Consider the following 20,706-nt stretch of genomic DNA (forward strand, 5'->3'; position numbering starts at 1 on the left):
ATGTATGAAAAAGATCATTTCCGTTCTTATGGCAGGCCTCATGTTAACAGCGAACGCTGCAGCAGTCTCGGCAGAGGAGCAGCCGGACCCGGCTCCATTAGTCACGCAGGCAGATGCAGAAAGCAAAATGCAAAGCATATTATTTAATGAGGAAGAGCTTCAGGACACTTCGGTTGATAAGGCAGCCGCGGCACAAGCTGTTCAGGAATTTCTGGGTCAAATATCGGTCTTTGAACAAAACGGCCTGCAGAGAAGAGCCGGAGCGGAGCGTCAAGAAATAACGCCATTGAAGGGGATAGATGAACGGACTTATTACAATATCGATCTTTATAACGGAGACAGCTATACAGGCTACATAATCCTCGGAGATCTTGAAGATAACGGTAAGCTTGCCGTTATGGAGCATGGAACAACGCCTTCACCCGTCCAAAAAACGAATGCTGACCCCGCACTGGCCAATTCAGAGCTCCTTTATGGCGGACCGCTATTGTCTTATAGTGTAGAGGTTGATAAAGAGCAGCAAGCCTTTGATAAAACAGCAGTTAACGTTATTACCGGCGAGAGAATTTCTACAGAAGCCCTGGCCTTTCAAATGCCTGAGTTCAGTGTGGCTGCTGCCCAGCCTTCTCCGCCCAGCAGCGGCTATACCCAGATTAGCTTCCCGACCCAAAGTGTCTTTCTTACAAATGTTCAGGGCTCGTTAGGATTAGCTGAGAATTTTGGCTGCGGTCCTGCTGCCGGCACTAATCTTTTGTATTCGCTGGGGCAGCGCAATTCATCCTATAATGATATGCTGTGGTGGAAGGCCGATCCGGCAAGGGCTATGGATATGTATACTATGGGCAGTGTTTTAGTGAACAGCATGTCTGCGATTTGGGGCACTACTTTTCCGGAATTCAAAGCCGGACTTAATTCATATTTAAGCAATTATAATCATAGTCCTTACTTAGCGTCGCAATTGAGAAGTGATAACACCAATCTCGGAACTCCTACAACGACCTCTAATACACTGGTATGGGATAATATCAAAACAGGCATCAACGGGAACAAACCGGTTGCTGTCCTCGCCGGCAAAAAAACGTCCACAGGCAGCACCACCTACCCTGATACGGGAAGTACCTCCAGCATGGTGTTTCACTGGTTTACAGCATTAGGCTATATCCAGGACAGCAATGCTAATATGTACATGAAGATCAGCAGCTGGGGAAATATCTATTATGTCAGCTATAATGCATTATGCTATTGGAGAGATACGCTGGGTTCGGTGTATATCTATGCCAGCTATTAGAATCAGCAACGGGGGAGGGATAACGTGGGCGTAATATTGGTGCTCGCAGCTTCTATACTGTATCCGGCTCTGCTATACAGGATATTCCGGCTCATTCATGACAGAAGCCGTCTGCGGATGTATTGGATTATTGTGCCGTTATCCCTTGCTATCAGCTTGTCCATCCCGTTTCTGTATTCCTATTATAAGGATTCGTCTGTCTTAGTTTCGCTGGAGACCATGGTTGATTATTCACTGAAATCGGGACTCATGACCTTTCTGGTTATCCCTTCTCTTACAGCGGCCTTAATCTGTACATTGTATGGTTACCTGAGAATCAGCAGAGTGTCCGTCGTTCTTATGTCTGCAATATGTATTGCGGGTATAGCAGGAGTCGGGTCGGGAGGCAGCATGGTGGAACGTCTACTTAATGAGCCGGCTATCCGCTGGGAACAGCTTGGGCCGAATGAGGTTAGCGGGGCTGATTTTTGGATTTTTGGTGACGGGCAACATACGGAGAACCGTTACGTGAAGCTGAATGAACAGGAGACGGATCAGGTTAGAGCAATGCTTAACGCCATTCCGGGGTCTGCAATTAGTGAAGTTCGGTATGCTGAACGTACATTGACTGCAGAAATTGGACTCAGCCTGAACAAGAATGATTCGCGAACGATCCGGATTCAATATGATGAACATGAACTGTACGCCGCAATAACGGATAAGCGGAGCCAAAAGTATTTCTCTATCCAATCCGGCGGGCTAAAAGCTTTTTTTGATCAAAAGCTGCAAAAGTAAGGGGAAGCGGATATGAAAAAGCCACTGTCAGCAGTTGTTTGCGGCAGTGGCTTTTTTTGTCGGGGGGAAGGTTTGAATTTGGACAATCGTTAAGTTATTAGCGGATAACCGGTTACTTCAGCCGTATACCGCTTAATATATAATCCCAGTTCGCATAATCGTTCATATCATTCGGAACCTCGAGTGCGCAGACATGCTCCATACCCCAGGGCAGCTCCCGGCTGACCGGTAAATGCTCTGAAGGGTTGAGAATCAGAATCGTAAAGCTTTTTCCGCCAAGCAATACAGATACAATCTCCCGGAGCTCATAGACCTGTTCGTAGCTGGCAGACCATCGGATGAACAGGATGCTGCTGCTTGCCATCAGACTTGCCCAGAAGCGCGTGATCCGCCGGTCAAGCTTTTGCCTGTAGGCCGGATAGAAGGCGCGCCAGTCTACATTCGGGATCAGCGGAAAATCATGGGCGGAGATAATATTATACATGGAGTCCCTGATAAAATGGGATTGGGATAAGCTGCCCCGGGCAGGATCATCATACACAGGATTTCCGTCATTGAGGAAAAAGTGTGTCTCCTCCAGCCTGCTTAGATTCTCAAGTGCCATAAAACGGTTAAAACGGCTGCTGAGCAGCCGGTTCACATCACCCAGTGAGGATGAAATCATCCAATCCAGGGGCATGGCGAACCTGCGCAGGCCGTATCGTCTCATATTAATGGCGGGTGAGCAGGAGGAGCCCAGGCTGATAATTAAATCGTATTCTTTTTGAATCTCCTGAAGGTTCATATATAATGTCCACCTGCTTCTGTCCGGAATTATTCCATTAGTAAAGTGTATACGCCAGAGGCTCAAATGGATTGGACTTTGCAGAGGTTATCTTATTGGATAAGACACAACAAAAAAAGCCTTGAATATCAAGGCTTTCACGTATAGGACGGATGGGGTTCGAACCCATGACCCCTACCCTGTCAATGGAGTACCGTGGTTTCCTATGCTGTTCTTAGATTTCCTAGAAGCTTATAAATCGAGCTGTTGAGTAATGATGTAATCTGTGGTTTCCGTCAGTTATTAGGAGTATGCTACCATCTTGCTACTACATTCTGCGTTAAACATCCGCTGATTAGCGGCAGTTCACTCCTAAGCAAGCTCCTGCTGCCTGAAGCAAATTATGCAACTAAATGGGAATCATAGTATAATAATGATGATAAGGATTGGAGTTGATTCGAATGCATGACCTACTTGACCCCAAGAACGATTTCGTTTTTAAACGTATCTTCGGCAGCGAGGAGAACAAGGATATTCTACTTGCCTTCCTTAACAGAACTTTCATGGAAGCTGGCGAACCACCGCTGACAGAGATCATATTAATGAACCCTTACACGGACAAGGATTCACCGCGTGACAAGCAATCCATCTTCGATATCCAAGCCAAAACGATAGAAGGAAAGTTAATTAACGTCGAAATGCAACTGTTCAACAAATACGACAACGAGAAGCGGACGCTATACTATTGGAGTAAGCAATACGCAGGGCAACTTGAGGAAGGGCAATCCTACAAGCAACTTCGAAAATGCGTCACGATCAACATCCTGAATTTCTCCATTCTCCCCAATGACCGATACCACAGCGTCTTTCATCTACGGGAAGACCACAGCGGAATCGCACTGATTGATGACATTGAAATCCATATCATGGAGCTATCCAAGCTAAGCACGCAAAATATACCCAATGAAGGCGGCCTGCTCAATTGGCTGTTATTCCTCAAAAGCGAAGATACGACAAACTGGGAGGTGTTGAAAGTGAATGAACCTGCCTTGAGTAAAGCAATGACTGCACTGGAATATCTAAGCCAAGATGCAGAAGCAAGGCGTCTGTATGAGATGAGGCAAAAAGTCCTTCATGACGAAGCCTCGATGTTGGAAGGTGCTAGGATGGAAGGGAAATTTGAAGTGGCTCAAATGATGCTGGCTAAAGGAATGGATATTGCAACAGTTGAGGAACTGACAGGACTTTCTTTCGATCAATTGAAAATGCTGAGGAAAGCACATTAAATATTAAAGGCTGTGTGGGTTATTTCTCACGCAGCCTTTGTCGTTTGATTTATATACTACTTTTAACTTTTGCTTGTCACGGGGTCGGGCAGACCCTCCATTCCCCAAACTTTCCCCCATGAGGTCTGACATTTCCTGCATACAGTCCGTAAAGAGGAGGTGCGATATTATGAAATCGTATCAGAGCGCTTGGGACATGCCTCTATACAGATTACTCTTGATCTGTAGTCTCACCTGTTTCCGAACATGCAGGGAGAAGCAGCGCACTTTCTAGGAAAACAACTATTCTAAACTTGAGTTACCCAGTGGTAACTGAGGGATATAGAATGAAATGAACTGACTTGCTACCACGGTGCTACCATGCAGGCAAAGGAGGGGCTATGTTGAGATGGTTTCTTCATAAAAAGAAAAGAAGCCTTATATAATAAGGCTTCTCACATATAGGACGGATGGGGTTCGAACCCATGACCCCTACCCTGTCAAGATAGTGCTCTCCCGCTGAGCTACCGTCCTGCAACGAAATTTATAATACCATAGGATGTTAGTTAATAGCAACCATTATTTTTCCGGGAGCTGCAGTAGAGGTACAGCACTGTGTTCATTTAGTGAGATCCCTATCAGCAAAGTTGCATTTCAGGTAAAATATAGGAGCCTGTATAACTGATAAGGAGTGAGCACATGGCCTCTATTTTCAATGTTGCAAATACAGCTTTTACGCAAAAGCAGTCTCCGGTACCTGAGTTTGCCTGGCATACCAGTGAGAAGCTGGCTGTTATGGCTGGCTCGAAGCATCTGATTTTTGATATCCGCTCGCTAGACCCCGGAAAGTACTCATATCCGTATCATTTCCATAGAAATGCGGAAGAACTTTTTGTGATAATAGAAGGTAAGGCCATGCTTAGAACACCGGAAGGAATTGAGGAGCTGAGTGCAGGGGATATCGTGTTTTTTGAGACAGGTCCGGAGGGGGCGCATCAGCTGTATAATCATACGGAGCTTCCCTGCAGGTACTTTGATCTGCGCACGAACAATGGTCTGGACGTTGCAGAGTACCCGGATTCCGGCAAAATTAATATTTTGCCCTATGAAGAGCTGTATCAGGCGGCGGATCAGGTGGATTATTACAAGGGCGAGGATAACACAAAAGAGATATGGGAGCAGTTATATTGTGCAGATAGAGGGGATAACCATTGAAAGTAACTATACATAGGAATGCAGAAGAAGAAGAGGTTTCGTTAAAATATGTAGTCATTGCTGTCAGGCAAGGCAGCCAGTGGATCATGGCCAGACATAAGGACCGGAATACATGGGAGTTCGCCGGAGGCCACATTGACTCTGGTGAAGCGGCGGATGCTGCTGCGGCCAGGGAGCTGTATGAAGAGACGGGTGCAGAGGAATTTACAATAACGCCGGTCTGCATCTATTCAGTAGCCATAGAGGGGGTGCCCGAAAGCTTCGGCAAGCTCTACCTTGCGGATGTGAACAGGTTCGGGCAGCTCCCCCAGTATGAGATGGCTGAGATAAAGGATTTTACGGAAATACCGGATAACCTGACCTATCCGCTGATCGTCCCTGCGCTGGCAGCCGAAGCAGAGGCCTATATGCGGCAAGGTGAAAGAGTCTAGCTGCCGCAACATACCGGTTTATGTCTGTAAGGGTTGGCGGTTTAAGCGATTATTTTAAATTCCGCTCCAGCAGCCCGGTCTCTTCCTCAATCTGTTTCAGATCTATCCGCTCAAACAGCAGGGTCAGGTCTTGAACAGTCTGGCCTTCAGCCACAGAGATGCTGTGCCAGCAAGGCTGTCCGAGCGAGAGGAAGGAACGTATCCTGCCGCAGGAAAAAGGAATGAACGGATTCAGCAGGTTAGCCAGATTAGCGATGATCTGCACACAGTTATAAAGGGTGGTGGCACAGGCGGCAGGGTTTTCCTTCAGCTCAATCCAGGGCTTCTGCCCGTCGAAATATTTGTTGGCCTGGCGGATACCGGAAAAGATCAGCTCCAGCGCATCCTTAAACCGGCCTGCTTCAATCAGCTTTCCCGCATCGCCATACAGGATATCAATTTTGCTCTCCCATAACGGCTCTGCTGCTCCGCCAGGCACCCGGCCGCCGAATGCTTTATTAATAAAAGCCAGGCTGCGGTTGACGAAATTTCCGAAGGCGCCAAGCAGCTCGCCGTTATGGCTGTGGATAAATTCCCGCCAGGAGAAATCGGTGTCCCGCTTCTCAGGCCCGTTCGCAACCAGAAAGTAACGGATGGAATCCGGCTGATAGCGGCTGAGAATATCCGGCACCCAGACGGCCCAGTTGCGGCTGGTGGAGAATTTCTGCCCCTCCAGTGTCATATATTCACAGGCGAGCAGCCGGTCCGGCAGGTGCAGCCCGCCGGCGGCTGTCAGGATAGCAGGCCAGATCAGGCTGTGGAAGGGCACATTGTCTTTGCCGTGCACATAGTAAGCAAGAATGTCCGGCTGCTCCCCGGTACTGTCCTCCCGGTGTTCCAGCCAGAAGTCCTCCCAGCTTTCGCCGGTTTGCAGGGCCCACTGCTTACTTGCGGATAAATAACCGCTGACCGCCTCGATCCATACATAGATTTTTTTGCCGCTGAAGCCGTCCGCCGGCACATCCACACCCCAGTCCAGGTCCCGTGTTGCTGCGCGGTCCTGCAGACCTTCCTGCAGGTAACGCTGTGTCAGCTTTACCGCATTTTCTCTCCAGCCGTGCTCCGCCTCCGCATAAGCGGTCAGCTCCTTCTGCAGCTTCGATAACGCGAGATAATAATGCTCCGTTGGCCGCAGAACGGGCGGAGTACCGCAGATTTTACAGACCCGCTCCAGCAGCTCGGACGGGTCAAGCAGGGCTGAGCAATAATCGCACTGGTCACCCCTGGCCGGCTGTCCGCAATGCGGGCAGAGGCCCTCTACGTACCGGTCAGGCAGAAAACGCTGATCCTGCTCACAATAACACTGTAAGGTTGACTTTGTGTACAGATAACCGTGATCCAGCAGCTGCAAAAAAAGCTCCTGAACCACCCGGTGATGCTGCGGCTGATCCGTGCGTGTGTACAGATCATAGGTGAAGCCCAGTCTGGTGAAGCATTCTGTGAATTCCTGATGATATCTGCCGGCAAAATCTCCTGGAGTTACACCCTCCTTGGCGGCCTGCACAGCCACCGGTGTTCCGTGACAGTCACTGCCTGATACGTACAGCACCCGGTCGCCCTTGGCCCGGTGGTAGCGGGCAAGGATGTCCCCCGGCAGAATGCTTGCCAGCCTGCCCAAATGTAGAGAGCCGTTGGCATAAGGCCAGGCCCCTCCAATAAAAATATTCGTCATCAATCGTACGCCTCCCGTTGATAAATGGTCTTTCTGAACAACAAAAAAGACTCCTGTCCCCAAAAGGGACGGGAGCCTGTGCTCACGTGTTACCACCCAACTTCATCAATGCCTCGCAGCATTCATCTCTTCAGGTACGCCGCAGGTTAAGCGGTTATACCCTAGCATGTTAACGGATGCGGATTCCGGCGCAGCCTACAGCCCTGCAAGGGATTCGGTGCGCAGCTCAGAGACCATATTCCCGTGGGTTATCTCTGCTCCTTTTCAGCGGACGGAGCTCTCTGTGAGAGATTTGCCAAGGTACTCTTTCTCTTCCCAGCCTTTGTAATATCCTAATTACTGGATATCTTACGGCTGGCTGCGGCAGAAGTCAAGTGCAAGTTTAAGATTTGCCTAAGCCGTCAAAGCTGGAAGCAGCAGATAAGATTAGGAGGAATTGTACCATGCGCAAACTAAGTGCTATTACAACTGCAGGCATTTATCTTCTTCTGTCTGCAGGACTGGCCGGCTGTACTGCGGAGTATAATCCGCCCGCAGCAGTGGAAATCCGTCCGATGACAGAGCTGAACAGCAGACCGGACAGCATGTACGGCCCGGTGTCACCGGTAATGCAGGATGTATATGACCGTTCCATATCCGCAGAAGTATATTCAACCGAATAAGCGCTGAATCTCCGGCCGTATACCTCCTGTACAGAATATCAAAAATTCTGTATAATAATTCAACTATTGCTTAGACATGAAGAGGAGTGGCAGTAACGATGGCAGCGGAAATTATACATGTAACGACAGAGGAGCAGCTTCAGATGGGGCTGGACATCCGCAAAAAAGTATTTGTGGAGGAGCAGCAGGTACCGGCGGAAGAGGAAATAGATGAATACGATGTGATCGGTGATCAGGTGCATCATCTGCTGGTGATAGATGAAGGTCTGCCGGTAGCCACCGGCAGGCTGATCTACTATAAAGCGGGCTCTGCCAAAATGCAGCGCATCGCGGTGCATAAGGAGTACCGCAGCAAGGGCTACGGCCGTGTCCTGCTGATGGCGCTTGAGGAGCGGGCCAAGGAGCTGGGGCTGGTGTTCTCGGTGCTGGATGCACAGTGCCAGGCGGAGGATTTTTATGCCAAGCAGGGCTATGAGGTTATTTCGGAAGAGCCGTTCTATGATGCCGGTATTCTGCATGTGAGAATGCAGAAGAAGCTGTAGCCGGTTAAGTACATACTTTTTCGCGTGAGAGGGTAGTCTAGCAGTATGCCTAAGGGCGAATTCCTACGCGAAGGAGCGGATCCTAAGTGATTAACAACAATGAACGTGAGCGTTTTGTAGCAGCACAGCGTAACGGTGATGGAGACCTGCTGAAGTTCCAGACCTCTTCCGGCCGTGTACTTGATTATCAGCAGGCGCTGCAGGAGGTACAGGCCGGAGGTATTGCCGGAGTGAATATTTTTAAGGGAAAAGACGGCGGGCTGTATATCCGCGGAGATGCGGATGGTGACCCGACCAATAATCTCGACCAGCTGCCGCAGTTTTAGCAGGGGCAGCATTAGATGAACCTGCAGACCGGACAAGCGTTATTTAACGCATCTGTCCGGTTTTTTATTTTGGGGTCCTTACTGTGTACTTGAGTAATTACCAAAGCTGAAGCCTCACTTTGTGAGGTTATTTTGCCGTATAGTTCAATGGAAAATGGCGGATAATGTGGTTACCAAGATTAGACTGGCGGAGGGATGCAGATGTTCTCATTATTCCGAAAACCTAAAGCGAACATCGGCAAGGCCCCGAAAGCTGCTGAGATTGCCGCGTCCGCACCAGAGCCGGGTAAAGAGCTCGGGCAGCGGGTTCAGTGGTTCGAGGAACGGCTGGACAATTGTGTGGATGCGGTATTCCGGACCTTCACAGGCGCAGGCGGGCAGCAATATGCCCTTGTGTTTCTGGGCGGGATTGCCGATCTGGAGCTGCTGCAGGAGGATCTGATCAATCCGCTTACACGAGAAGACTCCCGGGATAAGGGGGCAACCGGACCTGAGGCGGATTTCAGCCGTCTGCTGATTACCTCCTGCAATGTAAGCGGGGATTACGAGGAAGTGATGCAGTATGTGCTTGAGGGCGCGGTGCTGCTGATTATAGACGGTGAGGACCGGATGATCTGCTACCCGTATGCCCGGTTTGAGAAGCGCAGCATCGGTGAAGCGCAGAATGAGGTGGTTATCCGCGGCTCCCGTGAAGCCTTCGTGGAGGAAGTTAGGACGAATGTAACGATGCTGCGGCGCCGGATCAAAAGCCCGGGGCTGAAGGTTCAGAGCACCTATATTGGCAGACACACCCGTACAGAGGTGCTAGTCATTCATTTGGAAGGAATTTGCCGCCCCGAGCTTGTCGAGGAGGTGCATCACCGGCTGTCCAAAATCGAAATCGACGGCGTACTGGAGAGCAGTTATCTTGAGGAGTTCATTGAGGATCACCCGTATTCACCGTTTCCGCAGATTCAGAATACAGAGCGGCCGGATACTGCAGCAGCAGCTCTTTTGGAGGGGCGGATTGTGATCTTGACCGACGGTACTCCGATCGCGTTGATTGCACCGGTGACCTTTCCTGTCTTTTTTCAATCTCCGGAGGATTATTATCAGCGTTCCTACGCCTCGACCTGGATCCGCTGGATCAGATTGCTGTTTATGTTCGTTTCCCTGCTGGCACCATCCTTTTATATTGCACTAACCACCTATCACCCGGAGATGATTCCGGCTAGCCTGCTCTTTAGTGTTGCTGCAGCGCGTGAGCCTGTTCCGTTCCCCGCGCTGTTCGAAGCGTTCATTATGGAGATTGTCTTCGAAGGCCTGAGGGAAGCCAGCATCCGCATCCCGTCAGCGATCGGCCAGGCTGTGTCCATTCTGGGTACACTGGTTATAGGCGAGGCGGCAGTCCGAGCAGGTATTGTCTCATCACCTATGGTCATTATCGTATCCCTGACAGGAATCTCCTCGTTTATTGTTCCCAGCTACAGTCTGGGGCTTACGCTGCGGCTTATCCGTTTTCCGATTATGCTCCTCTCGGGGAGCTTTGGTCTGCTTGGCCTGTCAATCGGGATCTATCTGGTGCTGCTTCATCTGGTCGTGCTTTCTTCCTTCGGCGTGCCTTATCTGGCTCCGATTGCACCTCTTAAATGGAAGGATATTAAAGATACCCTGACCCGCGCACCCTGGAGGCTAATGAAGACCAGACCCTCTGTTTATGGAATGGAGCCGACAAGGCGGTTAAAAACCATACTTCACAATGATGGGGATGACCGGGATTGAGCGGATCGAAGGTGTATAAAAAAATAGCTGCCCTTGTCCTTATCATGACTCTGCAGTCTCTGGTGCTTACCGGCTGCTGGTCCAGGATCGAGATTAATGACCGGATGCTGGTGGTGGCGATGTTCCTTGATGAGCAGGAGGACGGCAAGGTTCTGCTTACGCTGGGGTATGCCAAGCCTAACCAGATTGCCTCGGGAGCAGGCGGCGAGTCGCCGGGGTCATCGATGCCTTATGCGACTATCCAGGGGGAAGGGCGCAATATTTCAGAGGCTTACCGCAATATCCAGACCAATGCTTCGCGCGAGATTTTTTGGGGACAGGTAAAAATCATTGTCATGGGCGAGCAGTATGCCCGCACAGGCGTTCAGCCGCTGCTGGACTTCGTCAACCGCAAGTCGGCGATCCCGCTGAAAACCTATATTCTGGTGGCAAAAGGAACCGCAGAGGCCATTTCAATGTTTCCTACCCAGATTGAGAAATTTCCGAGTGAAATCTTCCGTGAGCTGATAGCCCGCAAAAAGATCATTACAGGTAGCGTGAAGCATTTTATGATTGCCCGGGAATACGGCAGAGGTATGATTCTGTCTTACCTTAGTCCTAACCCTGACAAGTCAGAAGGCCATCAGATCCGGGTGCTTGGTGCAGCGCTGTTTCAGGACAACCAGATGGTTGATACGCTTGATGTTTACAAGACGAGAGGGGCTATGTGGCTGCGCGGCAACATTAAGGACGCGATCATCACCTTTCCGTCACCGTCTGACGGAGAGCTGATCAGCCTGCTGATTATCGGTGCCAAGTCTAAAATAAGCCTGAGCCGGAAGGATGAAAAGTTTGTTTACACCCTGAAGCTTGATATCGAGAGCATCGTGGATTCCTCCAATTCCTCCCTTGAAATGGCTGACCCCGATACCATGAGGCATCTGCAAAAGATTCTTTCCGGTGAGGTGGAGTCCAGAATTATGCAGGCTTTTGAAGCTTCTGTTAAGGCGGGAAGTGATGCCTTTCAGCTTGGCTCCCACATCGCCTGGAATTATCCGGCTGAATGGAAGGCGGTCAAAGAGGATTGGAGCAGTGTGTACAAGGAGCGGGTCAAGCTGGAAGTACAGACAAAAGCAGAGATAAAGCTGCTTGGCGCTCAGAAAAAATAATTGTTTTACGTCCTGTAGGGGGAGTGGCTGTGGCTGTAATTTTCGTTCTGTTCCTGCTGATATTCCTGTTCGAACATGCCTACCTGAAATCTAATAAAAGGAAGCCGCGCACGCATCTCATAGTCTATGGAGTCATGCTGCTGTCGCTAATCTATAATCTGGCTGCCGCCTGGCTGCCGAAGCAGCTCAATCCTAACCTGATCATTGAGGCTGTTCTGCAAAAATAACCGGTAAGGAGAATGCTGCATGAAGCATATTTCGTCCTCCCAGCTCGTTATGCTGCTGACTATTTACCTGTACTCAGAGGCTGCTGCTTTTTTGATCTCTCCAATCATTAAAACAGCCTCCTATAGTACAGTATTTGCTGTAATAATCGGAGGAGTTCTGGGGCTTCTGATTGTCCTGGTCAGTGCTGCGCTTGCAAGAAAAAATGAACGTGAATACTTTGCCGTATTCGGTAAATATATTGTGGGTAAATGGGTACATACTCTGCTTATCCTGCTCCTGATTGGATATATGCTTCACCGGGCGTCTATGGGCATGCGTAATATCGAGGATTTTCTGATGGTCAACCACTTGCCGACAACACCGGAATCCGTCATCGCGATTCTGCTGGGGATCGCCGTCGCGCTGACCGTGAGGGCGGGCATACAGGCTATTGCGAGAATTGCCGAGGTGATTTTTTTTGTAAATGTGCTGCTGTTTGTTGTCCTGACTCCGCTGCTGATGGGAATCGAGCTTCATATCCCTATGCTTAGGGCCTTTGTAACCAACTTCGATCTGAACCGTACTGCAGCCGGAACATTGCAGGCAACCCCCTGGTTTGGAGATGCTTTTGTAGTTCTGTTTATCTATCCTCACCTTAAGCAGCAGATCAAGATCAGGCGGGCGGCGTTCTGGGGGGCTGTTTTCTCCATGATTCTCATTTTGTCCTATCTGGTTCCAAGCCTGCTGGCCTTCGGTCCGGAGCTGGGCGGCAAAATGACGTATCCGGTTATGGAATATGTAAGAAGCATGCGGATCGCCGATTTCATTGAGACGCTGGATCCGTTTCTGACGATCCTCTACATTCCTGCACTGCTTCTAAAAATCAGCCTGCTGGTCTATGCCGCAGTTATCAGTCTGGCCAGATTACTGTCGCTGCACGATTATAAGCCGCTTGCCCTTTCGGTTTCGGCTGCCGTTGTGGGCTATTCGGTCCATTTTGCCAATAACACGGCAGAGCTGCTCAACTTCATGACGGTATACTGGCCTTCTTACGCCCTCTGTATGCAGCTGATACCGCTACTATACTGGCTTGTGGCCAAAATCAGAGGGAAAGGGGCTGCGCAGCCCAAAGCTCCATGAGACTTACAACGGATATACGGCTTGCTGCTCCAGAAAAGCCATTTCTCCCGTTTTTCCCTCATAGCTGGGCTTCTCGTCGCTGTAATGCATCAGGCTGATCCGCTCGCGGATATCAGGCGGCAGGGATAACAACTGATCCAGTGAAGTATGGATTACCCCCTTGCCCGCAAGCTGGCATTCATGAAAAATAGTACGGATGCCCTGCTTGCGGACCAGCTTCAGGAGCAGCTCGGGCTGAAAGATCATATCAGCACTGTAAAAAACAGTGCTGTTCAGCAGCAGGGAATAGCTGTCCTTGCCGCGGATGTGCGGCGTGCGGAGCAGCTCAAGCGTAATTTCGCCTGACAGAATATGCGGAGTGTCCGGCTTCAGCAGCTTCACATTGAAGGCCTCCTCAAGCGAGCGGGGGTACCGGGGGGCGGAAGGACAGTTTTTACGGTAGCTTTCCCTCAGAGGTTCAATTAAGGCTTCAGCTGCAAGTAACATTATTGGGCCTCCTGTATCCGTCCTGGCTAGCAGACCGAGCTCAGGCAAACCGCCGGCGTGATCCTCGTGAAGGTGGGTAATCAGGACGGCATCAATTTCATGGACGGAACGGCCTGCTGCCTTCATGGCAGCCGGTGCGGTTGTACCGCAATCAATCAGCAGCGTATAGTCCGGGCTGAGCAGCAGCCCGTTGTTATTATAGTAGTTTTTGGCATGGGCATCCCCGGTGCCGAGCATTTGCAGCTGTACAGCCATTGCTTCATTCCTCCAATGCTATCCCGAAATAGTAGTCTGCTGCAGCAGAATATTGCGTAACTCTAAATATAGTATTATTTTAACCCGGATCGATGAAATTTTTACCTGAACCCTCCGCAACTTGTGGCAATACATGTAGTATATATTAACAGCATGAATTATTTGGAGGGTCTCGGGTATGAGATGGAAAAAAATTGCTCTGTGCGTGGCTGTGTTTTCCCTGATGGGAGGCTCATTATTATTCGCGGATTCAGTTAATCAAAAGATTAGAGTATGGAGCAATGGAAAGGAAATAGCCGATGGCGGGTATCTGATCGACGGCAAAACATACATTCCGGCCAGAGAGGCGGGGGGTGTCGTCAGCTGGGACGGTTCGGGTAAGGTAACGATCCTGAAGCCTAACGTGCACATTGTCCTGTTCAAAGGCGACACTGTATTCGGCAACACGTATACCGGTAAGCTGAAGATGAAGGTTCTTGCCCAGGTGGACAGCCTGAAGGAAAGCGTTTCGGCCGTGAAGGTGTCAATAACGGACCCTTCGGGAAATGTAAAGGACATTCTGGAGGATTCCGGCGGCTCAAAGAATGAGGATTTCTGGTTTTCGACGCCCGAATTCACTTATGATTTCAAGGATTCCGGTAAATACAGCGTAGGGTTCTATATCAAGGCGTCCAAGGGTGCAGATTACGTTCTTGTGTCAGAAAAGGTAGTAACAGCCACAGCCAAGAATTAAACGGCTTCTTCAAATTGACCTGAACTTACCATACGTGTTACGATACGTAAGGCAGGATAATTCAATTAAAGTGAGGTATTTCAATGAGCGATCACAAACATGAGCATGGCCATGAACATGGTGAAGCATGCGGTTGCGGACATGATCACGACCATGAGCACGAGGAGTTTGTGCTGACCTTGACGAACGAGCAGGGCGAAGATGTAGAAATGGTGCTGGTAGAAACGTTCGATGTAGGCGAGAAGCTGTATGCGCTGCTGCTGGAACGCGAAAACCCTGAAGCAGACGGCATCATTCTGCGTATGGAAGAAGAGAACGAGGAAATGGTTCTTTACAACATTGAAGATGAAGCTGAATGGAAAGCTGTTGAAGAAGCTTACAACGAGCTGCTTGCCCAGCAAGAATAGATTTCAGTGCAGCTGAGGGTATGCCTGCCGGACAGGCAGCACTCCATGCACAAAACCCCGATACTGGTTCAGTATCGGGGTTTTGTTTGTCTTGCAAAGCTGCCCGTCAGGAGATCGGGTCAGCCTCGACAATAACCTTTACAAAGTTGATGCTGCGGTCTTCCGGTCCTTTGACCGGCAGGCCGATTTCGACGTGGTCGATGATATAGTCGATGTTATCCTGGGTAATAACTTCACCAGGCAGCAGAATCGGAATACCCGGCGGATAAACATAAATAAATTCAGCAATAATGTATCCGGCGGATTCACGGAACGGAACCAGCTGGGTATCGGCGTAGAAGGCATCCCGCGGAATCAGGGCAAGCTGCGGAATTTCCGGCACCTGTACCTTGAGCTCGTAGATCTCGCCTTTGCTGTAGTGAACGGCTGACAGCACCCGCAGGGCGGAAATCAGCTTGTCCACTGATTCACGGGTATCTCCCGGGGTAATCAGGCAAAGAATATTATACATATCGCTAAGCTCAACTTCGATGTTGTACTTCTGGCGCAGCCAGTTCTCGGTCTCATAGCCGGTGATGCCCAGATGACGGACATGAATGTTCAGCTTGGTCGGATCGAGATTAAAGGTAGCCTCTGTGCCGAGAATTTCTTTGCCGAAGCTGTACAAGCCGTCAATGCTGTTAATGGCTTCGCGGGCGTAATTGGACAGGCCGATTGTCCGCTCGGCCATATCATGTCCGTTCAGTGCCAGATTGCGTCTGGAGGTGTCCAGCGACGCCAGCAGAATATATGAAGTGGAGGTTGTGGTCAGCATGCTGATGATCGTCTGGACCCGCTGCGGGTTAACCAGGCCGGTCTTAGCATTAAGATTCAGCACCGAGCTCTGCGTCATGGAGCCGCCCAGCTTGTGTACGCTGGTTGCCGCCATATCCGCACCGGCCTGCATGGCCGATACCGGCAGATCTTCATGAAAATGAATCAATACTCCATGCGCCTCGTCCACCAGTACGGGAACCCCGTAGCTGTGGGCCAGGTCTACAATCGAACGAAGGTCGGCCACTACACCGAAATACGTCGGATTGATGACCAGGACGCCTTTGGCATCCGGATGGCGCTTTAATGCTTTTTCCAGCGAGCTGGTGGTAATACCGTGGTCTATCCCAAGATTCTCATCCTGAACAGGTGAGATAAAGACAGGCTTGGCTCCAGAGAAAATAATGGCCGACATCACGGATTTGTGAATGTTGCGGGGCACAATTATTTTGTCTCCTTCCGAGCAGACAGAGAGGATCATAGTCATGATGGCATTGCTCGTGCCTTGTACGCTAAAATACGTATAGTCGGCGCCGAAGGCCTGCGCAGCCAGCTTCTGAGCTTCTAGAATCACGCCTGTAGGCTGATGAAGATCATCAAGCGGTGCGATGTTGATCAAATCTATGGATAGCGCGTTATCGCCGATAAACTCACGGAATTCGGCATCGGTTCCTAGCCCCTTCTTATGCCCGGGAATATGAAATTGCACAGGGTTTCCGGCGGCATGCTTTTTGAGAGCGGTGAAGAGGGGAGTATCGTGTTGATTCATTTAATGCTGTCACAACCTTTCGCCAAGATTTATTTTTTTACGGCAAGCATCAGTATAACAAATCAATCACCATAATACTAGGATGTGATAAAATGACTGGCAAAACTGCAGGACGTATGCATATTAATCTGGCCTCGCCGTTTATCGTAGAGATGTGGGTCATTATCTTTCTGGTTGAGTTTGTAAAGGGCTCCCTGCTGGTGGCGCTGCTGCCGGTGTATATGGAGAACATTCTCGGCCTGTCTGTTACCGTGGTCGGCTTCTCCTTTGCCCTGCAGTATTTGGGTGATAATCTCTTCCGCAGCCCGTTCGGCTGGGTGATGGAGCGGATCGGCTACCGCTGGACGATGACAGGGGCACTGACCCTGATTGTGCTTGCAGTCGGCATGATCCTCTACGCCAAGTCTGCAGCAGCGCTGTCAGCCGCCTGCCTGATCCTCGGTATCGGCACTTCTCCGCTCTGGCCGTGCACAATGACCGGCATAACCGAGCTTGCCGGGGCAACGGAGAGCGGCAGCAGCGGCGCGGCGATGGGTGCTGTGGAGATGGCCTCACTGGCGGGGACCGGTATCGGGCCGATTGTAGTGGGCTTCATGATGGATCACGGGGGGCAGAGCTACCGGACTGTGTTCCTTGTCCTGATGGGCTGTGCAGCTGTTGTGGCTGCTGTGGCGCTGTTCCTGCCTTCCAGAATTTCGGGCCATGCACCGCGTGCGGTCGGGGACATGCACGGCAATGCTCCGGCCGGCGGCCGCAAGCCGTTCCAGCCCTTCCGGAGTCTGAAGCAGACCCTGCGCCAGGTGAGAACCTCGCTTAAGGTGAGCAGGCTGCTGTTCCCGGCCTTGTTCCTGCAGGCCTTTGCCATCGGGCTGATGACACCTGTAGTCACCTTGTTTGCACGTTCCGAGCTGCATGTCACACCGAACCAGTTCAGCCTGCTGCTCATTGCCGGAGGCGGGATAACAGTGCTTACGCTTATTCCTGCCGGCAAGCTGGTTGACCGGATCGGTACAACCATCTTTCTGAATATCGGATTTTTGCTTGCCGGCTGCTCACTGGCCTTCTTCTCGCAGGTGCGGCAGCTGCCGCTGGCATTCCTGGCTGTAGCGTTAGTCGGAATCAGCTATGCGCTCATTCTGCCGGCCTGGAACGCATTTGTGGCCATGCAGGTGCCAAAAGGCGAGCGGGGAACGGTCTGGGGGCTGTTTCTGACCCTGCAGGGCTCCGGCATGGTTGCCGGTCCGGTGCTGTCGGGACGGCTGTGGGATTCGGTCAGCCACGGCGCTCCTTTTCTGGCAAGTGCCGTTGTAATGGTGCTGCTGGCCGGGCTGCATCTGCTGATCTTGCACCGCAATAAGCTCAGGCACAGCAGCAGCTGAAGGAGCAGAAATACATGTTCCCGGCTGCTGCCGTTTGGGAAAGGCGGGAAGCGGGTAAAAATAGTCAATAAACCAAGTTACCGCTACATAAAATGAAGTATAAAATATCAGTAAGACGAACGAAAGGTATTGACATCAGGTGAGGCCCGGCAGTCCGTTTTACTCTGTGTCCCCAGATCAAGCCGCTTCAACAAAGCTGTTAGGAGGGAGTGCCGTGAACAAAAACGACGAGGTGGAGTACTGCAACCTGGAGCTGCGCTTTGACAGGCAGCATATCCAGAACCTGATCAAGGATTTGATCAAGGAAGGCTATTCCCTGTACTGGAGTGAAAATGAAAATGTATTCCTGATCTCGGTGCGTACCGGCCGTAAGCTGGTTAAGCTGCGTTTTCAGCAGATAAAGGGCGGATATAAGCTGGTAGGCGATTATATGATCCGTGATGCGCGGCTGTCGGAATGGATGGAGAAGCTGATCGGAGATATGCGCGGGCATGCGGTGGTCAAGCGCTTCCGTGACCGGCAGATTATCATTGAGAACATTATGTTCGGCGAAGTGATCCGGCTGGTGGAAATTTCCGGCTATCAGCAGCGTGTGCTGTATCAAAAAGGGCCGCTGCTTACTGACCAGGAGCTCAGCAAACTGTTTTACTCAGTAGAAGGCGAAGAGCGGATCCGGAAGCGCAGGGTGGAAGTGGACGAGGAGCTTGACCGTTTAAATGAAGCGCTGCGCAGCAAGGATACCGCACTTATCAAAGCTTGCAGCTCCAGGCTGGCTGATTTGTCCCGTGAGCTTGAGCTGCTGGAATGGTAAATGCTGCAGGTTATCAGGGCATCCCGGTGGGCGGGATGTCCTGCTTTTATGAGGAGACTGCTCTTGATGAAGGATATTGCAGGCTATAGTCCGGCCGCGATATTCAACTTGTGGACAGGGGTTCACTTCTGCATGCAAAAACGTTAAAATAGTCATTGTGAGCAATTTCCTGATGCTGTGTGCTTTGTCAATGAAATTGATCTCTCTTTCGCAGGCGGAACTTTGCTGTATCTGACAAAGGATGGTATTCTGATACTGCGAGAAATGGATTTCACAAAAATATAGGGTGCAAAGGGTGGAGAACCAGATGGCAAAACAACAAATCGGCGTTATTGGCTTGGCGGTAATGGGTAAAAATTTGGCTCTTAACATCGAGAGCAGAGGCTTTTCCGTATCGGTATATAACCGTTCCCCGGAGAAAACCAATGACCTGATCGCCGAAGCTGAAGGCAAAAACTTGGTAGGTACCTTCTCTGTTGAAGAGTTTGTACAATCCCTTGAAGTACCGCGCAAAATTCTGATCATGGTACAAGCCGGTAAAGCAACCGACGCTACTATTGAGCAGCTTCTGCCGTATCTGGACCAGGGCGATATCATTATTGACGGAGGTAACGCATACTTCCCTGATACTGTACGCCGCAGTAAAGAGCTTGAAGACAAAGGCTTCCGCTTCATCGGCACCGGTGTATCCGGCGGTGAAGAAGGCGCACTTAAAGGTCCTTCCATCATGCCGGGCGGACAGGAAAGCGCCTATAAGCTGGTTGAACCGATTCTTACGGCAATTTCGGCCAAAGTGGACGGAGAGCCTTGCTGTACATATATTGGACCGGACGGTGCCGGACACTACGTCAAAATGGTGCACAACGGTATCGAGTACGGCGACATGCAGCTGATCTGCGAAGCATACCAGCTCCTGAAGGACGTTCTTGGCCTGGATGCCAAGGAACTGCACAACATCTTCAAAGAATGGAACAGCGGTGAGCTGGATAGCTACCTGATCGAGATCACTACTGATATCTTTGCCCAGTACGATGAAGAAACCGGCAAACCGATGGTTGACGTGATCCTCGATTCCGCCGGCCAAAAGGGAACAGGCAAATGGACAAGCCAGAGCTCGCTCGACCTGGGTGTGCCTTTGTCCATGATCACTGAGTCCGTATTCTCCCGCTTCCTGTCTGCCATGAAGGATGAGCGCGTAGCAGCCAGCAAAGTGCTGAGCGGACCTGAAGTAGAGCCGTTCCAGGGCGACAAGGCCGAATTCATCGAGAATGTGCGCAAAGCGCTGTTTGCCAGCAAAATCGTATCCTACGCACAAGGCTTCGCACAGCTTCGCGTAGCTTCCGACGAATATAACTGGGATCTGAAATACGGCAGCCTGGCTAAAATCTGGCGCGGCGGCTGCATTATCCGCTCCCGCTTCCTGCAGAACATCACCGATGCCTACGAAACGAATCCGGATCTGAAGAACCTGCTGCTGGATCCGTTCTTCAAGGACATCATGAGCTCTTACCAGGCTGCATGGCGTAAAGTGGTATCCGCTGCAGTTGCACAGGGCGTTCCTGTGCCGGGCTTCTCAAGCGCCCTTGCTTACTATGACAGCTACCGTACAGAGCGTCTGCCTGCGAACCTGCTGCAGGCACAGCGCGACTACTTCGGTGCCCATACCTTCAAGCGTGTGGATAAGGAAGGCGTCTTCCACCACAACTGGATTAACGAATAGGCTTTACAGTGCAGCTGTAAAGCTAAAGGTCCGAATGGTCTCCCTGTACGGGGAGCCTTCGGGCTTTTTTAATGATGTGAGATATAGGCGGTAAGCCTGG

The 20,706-nt window shown here is 50.6% G+C and carries 21 protein-coding genes, 1 tRNA gene and 1 other annotated feature; of the genes, 17 read left to right on the forward strand and 5 right to left on the reverse strand.

The window, feature by feature from the left end; all coding sequences use genetic code 11:
• Nucleotides 1-4: 4 nt before the first annotated feature.
• Together R70723_RS12735 and R70723_RS12740 are read left to right on the forward strand one after the other, a co-directional pair.
• Nucleotides 5-1,288, forward strand: coding sequence for a hypothetical protein (locus R70723_RS12735; RefSeq protein ID WP_039872480.1), 1,284 nt, complete (start codon nt 5-7; stop codon nt 1,286-1,288).
• 24 nt (nt 1,289-1,312) lie between these two features.
• Complete coding sequence (locus tag R70723_RS12740) at nt 1,313-2,062, forward strand: hypothetical protein (protein ID WP_039872482.1); 750 nt, start codon at nt 1,313-1,315, stop codon at nt 2,060-2,062.
• Nucleotides 2,063-2,174: 112 nt separating this feature from the next.
• On the opposite strand, the gene R70723_RS12745 is transcribed toward R70723_RS12740, so the two are convergent.
• Complete coding sequence (locus R70723_RS12745) at nt 2,175-2,846, reverse strand: DUF1796 family putative cysteine peptidase (RefSeq protein WP_039872484.1); 672 nt, start codon at nt 2,844-2,846, stop codon at nt 2,175-2,177.
• A 440-nt stretch (nt 2,847-3,286) separates the two neighbouring features.
• Between R70723_RS12745 and R70723_RS12750 the strand changes: the two genes are divergently transcribed.
• Nucleotides 3,287-4,111, forward strand: a complete 825-nt coding sequence (locus R70723_RS12750) for an Rpn family recombination-promoting nuclease/putative transposase (protein WP_039872486.1) — start codon at nt 3,287-3,289, stop codon at nt 4,109-4,111.
• Between the two features lie 441 nt (nt 4,112-4,552).
• On the opposite strand, the gene R70723_RS12755 is transcribed toward R70723_RS12750, so the two are convergent.
• Nucleotides 4,553-4,624: transfer RNA gene (locus tag R70723_RS12755), tRNA-Val, on the reverse strand.
• A gap of 165 nt (nt 4,625-4,789) precedes the next feature.
• On the opposite strand from R70723_RS12755, the gene R70723_RS12760 reads away from it, so the two are divergent.
• Together R70723_RS12760 and R70723_RS12765 are read left to right on the forward strand one after the other, a co-directional pair.
• A complete protein-coding gene (locus R70723_RS12760; protein WP_052421299.1) occupies nt 4,790-5,305 on the forward strand; it encodes a cupin domain-containing protein in 516 nt (171 codons plus the stop codon).
• Nucleotides 5,302-5,736, forward strand: coding sequence for an NUDIX hydrolase (locus R70723_RS12765; protein WP_039872489.1), 435 nt, complete (start codon nt 5,302-5,304; stop codon nt 5,734-5,736). Before R70723_RS12760 ends, R70723_RS12765 begins: the two co-directional genes overlap by 4 nt.
• 49 nt (nt 5,737-5,785) lie before the next feature.
• Here the strand turns inward: R70723_RS12765 and metG are convergent, their stop codons facing one another.
• Entirely contained in the window at nt 5,786-7,447 is a 1,662-nt protein-coding gene (gene metG, locus R70723_RS12770) for a methionine--tRNA ligase (RefSeq protein ID WP_039872492.1), read from the reverse strand.
• Between the two features lie 61 nt (nt 7,448-7,508).
• Nucleotides 7,509-7,773, reverse strand: a binding site (T-box leader).
• A 117-nt stretch (nt 7,774-7,890) separates the two neighbouring features.
• Between metG and R70723_RS12775 the strand changes: the two genes are divergently transcribed.
• The 7 genes from R70723_RS12775 (at nt 7,891) to R70723_RS12805 (ending at nt 13,233) form a co-directional block, all read left to right on the forward strand.
• Nucleotides 7,891-8,109 carry a hypothetical protein gene (locus tag R70723_RS12775; protein ID WP_039872495.1) on the forward strand — a complete coding sequence of 73 codons (219 nt, stop codon included), beginning with the start codon at nt 7,891-7,893 and terminating at the stop codon, nt 8,107-8,109.
• 98 nt (nt 8,110-8,207) lie between these two features.
• On the forward strand, nt 8,208-8,651 hold the full coding sequence (locus tag R70723_RS12780; protein WP_039872498.1) for a GNAT family N-acetyltransferase: 444 nt from the start codon (nt 8,208-8,210) through the stop codon (nt 8,649-8,651).
• An 89-nt stretch (nt 8,652-8,740) separates the two neighbouring features.
• On the forward strand, nt 8,741-8,977 hold the full coding sequence (locus R70723_RS12785; RefSeq protein WP_039878683.1) for a DUF3892 domain-containing protein: 237 nt from the start codon (nt 8,741-8,743) through the stop codon (nt 8,975-8,977).
• A 201-nt stretch (nt 8,978-9,178) separates the two neighbouring features.
• Complete coding sequence (locus R70723_RS12790; protein WP_047171114.1) at nt 9,179-10,738, forward strand: spore germination protein; 1,560 nt, start codon at nt 9,179-9,181, stop codon at nt 10,736-10,738.
• Entirely contained in the window at nt 10,735-11,886 is a 1,152-nt protein-coding gene (locus R70723_RS12795; RefSeq protein WP_039872501.1) for a Ger(x)C family spore germination protein, read from the forward strand. Before R70723_RS12790 ends, R70723_RS12795 begins: the two co-directional genes overlap by 4 nt.
• A 29-nt stretch (nt 11,887-11,915) precedes the next feature.
• Nucleotides 11,916-12,113: a hypothetical protein gene (locus R70723_RS12800; protein ID WP_039872504.1), complete on the forward strand. Its 198-nt coding sequence runs from the start codon at nt 11,916-11,918 to the stop codon at nt 12,111-12,113.
• Nucleotides 12,114-12,132: 19 nt separating this feature from the next.
• Complete coding sequence (locus R70723_RS12805; RefSeq protein ID WP_039872507.1) at nt 12,133-13,233, forward strand: GerAB/ArcD/ProY family transporter; 1,101 nt, start codon at nt 12,133-12,135, stop codon at nt 13,231-13,233.
• 3 nt (nt 13,234-13,236) lie between these two features.
• On the opposite strand, the gene R70723_RS12810 is transcribed toward R70723_RS12805, so the two are convergent.
• Nucleotides 13,237-13,974, reverse strand: coding sequence for an MBL fold metallo-hydrolase (locus tag R70723_RS12810; RefSeq protein WP_039872512.1), 738 nt, complete (start codon nt 13,972-13,974; stop codon nt 13,237-13,239).
• A gap of 178 nt (nt 13,975-14,152) precedes the next feature.
• Between R70723_RS12810 and R70723_RS12815 the strand changes: the two genes are divergently transcribed.
• Nucleotides 14,153-14,707 (forward strand): stalk domain-containing protein, encoded by a 555-nt coding sequence (locus tag R70723_RS12815; RefSeq protein ID WP_039872516.1) that lies wholly within the window; start codon nt 14,153-14,155, stop codon nt 14,705-14,707.
• Nucleotides 14,708-14,790: 83 nt separating this feature from the next.
• Nucleotides 14,791-15,114, forward strand: a complete 324-nt coding sequence (locus R70723_RS12820) for a DUF1292 domain-containing protein (RefSeq protein WP_039872519.1) — start codon at nt 14,791-14,793, stop codon at nt 15,112-15,114.
• A 106-nt stretch (nt 15,115-15,220) separates the two neighbouring features.
• Here the strand turns inward: R70723_RS12820 and R70723_RS12825 are convergent, their stop codons facing one another.
• A complete protein-coding gene (locus R70723_RS12825; RefSeq protein ID WP_039872522.1) occupies nt 15,221-16,696 on the reverse strand; it encodes an aminotransferase class I/II-fold pyridoxal phosphate-dependent enzyme in 1,476 nt (491 codons plus the stop codon).
• A 92-nt stretch (nt 16,697-16,788) separates the two neighbouring features.
• Between R70723_RS12825 and R70723_RS12830 the strand changes: the two genes are divergently transcribed.
• From R70723_RS12830 to gndA, 3 genes are all read left to right on the forward strand, one after another.
• Nucleotides 16,789-18,075: an MFS transporter gene (locus tag R70723_RS12830; RefSeq protein ID WP_047171115.1), complete on the forward strand. Its 1,287-nt coding sequence runs from the start codon at nt 16,789-16,791 to the stop codon at nt 18,073-18,075.
• A gap of 214 nt (nt 18,076-18,289) precedes the next feature.
• Nucleotides 18,290-18,886: a hypothetical protein gene (locus R70723_RS12835; RefSeq protein WP_039872525.1), complete on the forward strand. Its 597-nt coding sequence runs from the start codon at nt 18,290-18,292 to the stop codon at nt 18,884-18,886.
• Between the two features lie 307 nt (nt 18,887-19,193).
• Nucleotides 19,194-20,606: an NADP-dependent phosphogluconate dehydrogenase gene (gene gndA, locus R70723_RS12840; RefSeq protein ID WP_039872528.1), complete on the forward strand. Its 1,413-nt coding sequence runs from the start codon at nt 19,194-19,196 to the stop codon at nt 20,604-20,606.
• Nucleotides 20,607-20,706: the final 100 nt, after the last annotated feature.

Source organism: Paenibacillus sp. FSL R7-0273 (assembly GCF_000758625.1).
Taxonomy (GTDB): domain Bacteria; phylum Bacillota; class Bacilli; order Paenibacillales; family Paenibacillaceae; genus Paenibacillus_AQ.

What these genes read in the sequence shown, in the direction of transcription:
- R70723_RS12735 (WP_039872480.1), top strand. Translation starts at nt 5, where the DNA reads ATGAAAAAGATCATTTCCGTTCTTATGGCAGGCCTCATGTTAACAGCG.
- R70723_RS12745 (WP_039872484.1), bottom strand. Translation starts at nt 2,846, where the DNA reads ATGAACCTTCAGGAGATTCAAAAAGAATACGATTTAATTATCAGCCTG.
- R70723_RS12750 (WP_039872486.1), top strand. Translation starts at nt 3,287, where the DNA reads ATGCATGACCTACTTGACCCCAAGAACGATTTCGTTTTTAAACGTATC.
- R70723_RS12760 (WP_052421299.1), top strand. Translation starts at nt 4,790, where the DNA reads ATGGCCTCTATTTTCAATGTTGCAAATACAGCTTTTACGCAAAAGCAG.
- metG (WP_039872492.1), bottom strand. Translation starts at nt 7,447, where the DNA reads ATGACGAATATTTTTATTGGAGGGGCCTGGCCTTATGCCAACGGCTCT.
- R70723_RS12775 (WP_039872495.1), top strand. Translation starts at nt 7,891, where the DNA reads ATGCGCAAACTAAGTGCTATTACAACTGCAGGCATTTATCTTCTTCTG.
- R70723_RS12780 (WP_039872498.1), top strand. Translation starts at nt 8,208, where the DNA reads ATGGCAGCGGAAATTATACATGTAACGACAGAGGAGCAGCTTCAGATG.
- R70723_RS12790 (WP_047171114.1), top strand. Translation starts at nt 9,179, where the DNA reads ATGTTCTCATTATTCCGAAAACCTAAAGCGAACATCGGCAAGGCCCCG.
- R70723_RS12805 (WP_039872507.1), top strand. Translation starts at nt 12,133, where the DNA reads ATGAAGCATATTTCGTCCTCCCAGCTCGTTATGCTGCTGACTATTTAC.
- R70723_RS12810 (WP_039872512.1), bottom strand. Translation starts at nt 13,974, where the DNA reads ATGGCTGTACAGCTGCAAATGCTCGGCACCGGGGATGCCCATGCCAAA.
- R70723_RS12815 (WP_039872516.1), top strand. Translation starts at nt 14,153, where the DNA reads ATGAGATGGAAAAAAATTGCTCTGTGCGTGGCTGTGTTTTCCCTGATG.
- R70723_RS12820 (WP_039872519.1), top strand. Translation starts at nt 14,791, where the DNA reads ATGAGCGATCACAAACATGAGCATGGCCATGAACATGGTGAAGCATGC.
- R70723_RS12825 (WP_039872522.1), bottom strand. Translation starts at nt 16,696, where the DNA reads ATGAATCAACACGATACTCCCCTCTTCACCGCTCTCAAAAAGCATGCC.
- R70723_RS12830 (WP_047171115.1), top strand. Translation starts at nt 16,789, where the DNA reads ATGACTGGCAAAACTGCAGGACGTATGCATATTAATCTGGCCTCGCCG.
- gndA (WP_039872528.1), top strand. Translation starts at nt 19,194, where the DNA reads ATGGCAAAACAACAAATCGGCGTTATTGGCTTGGCGGTAATGGGTAAA.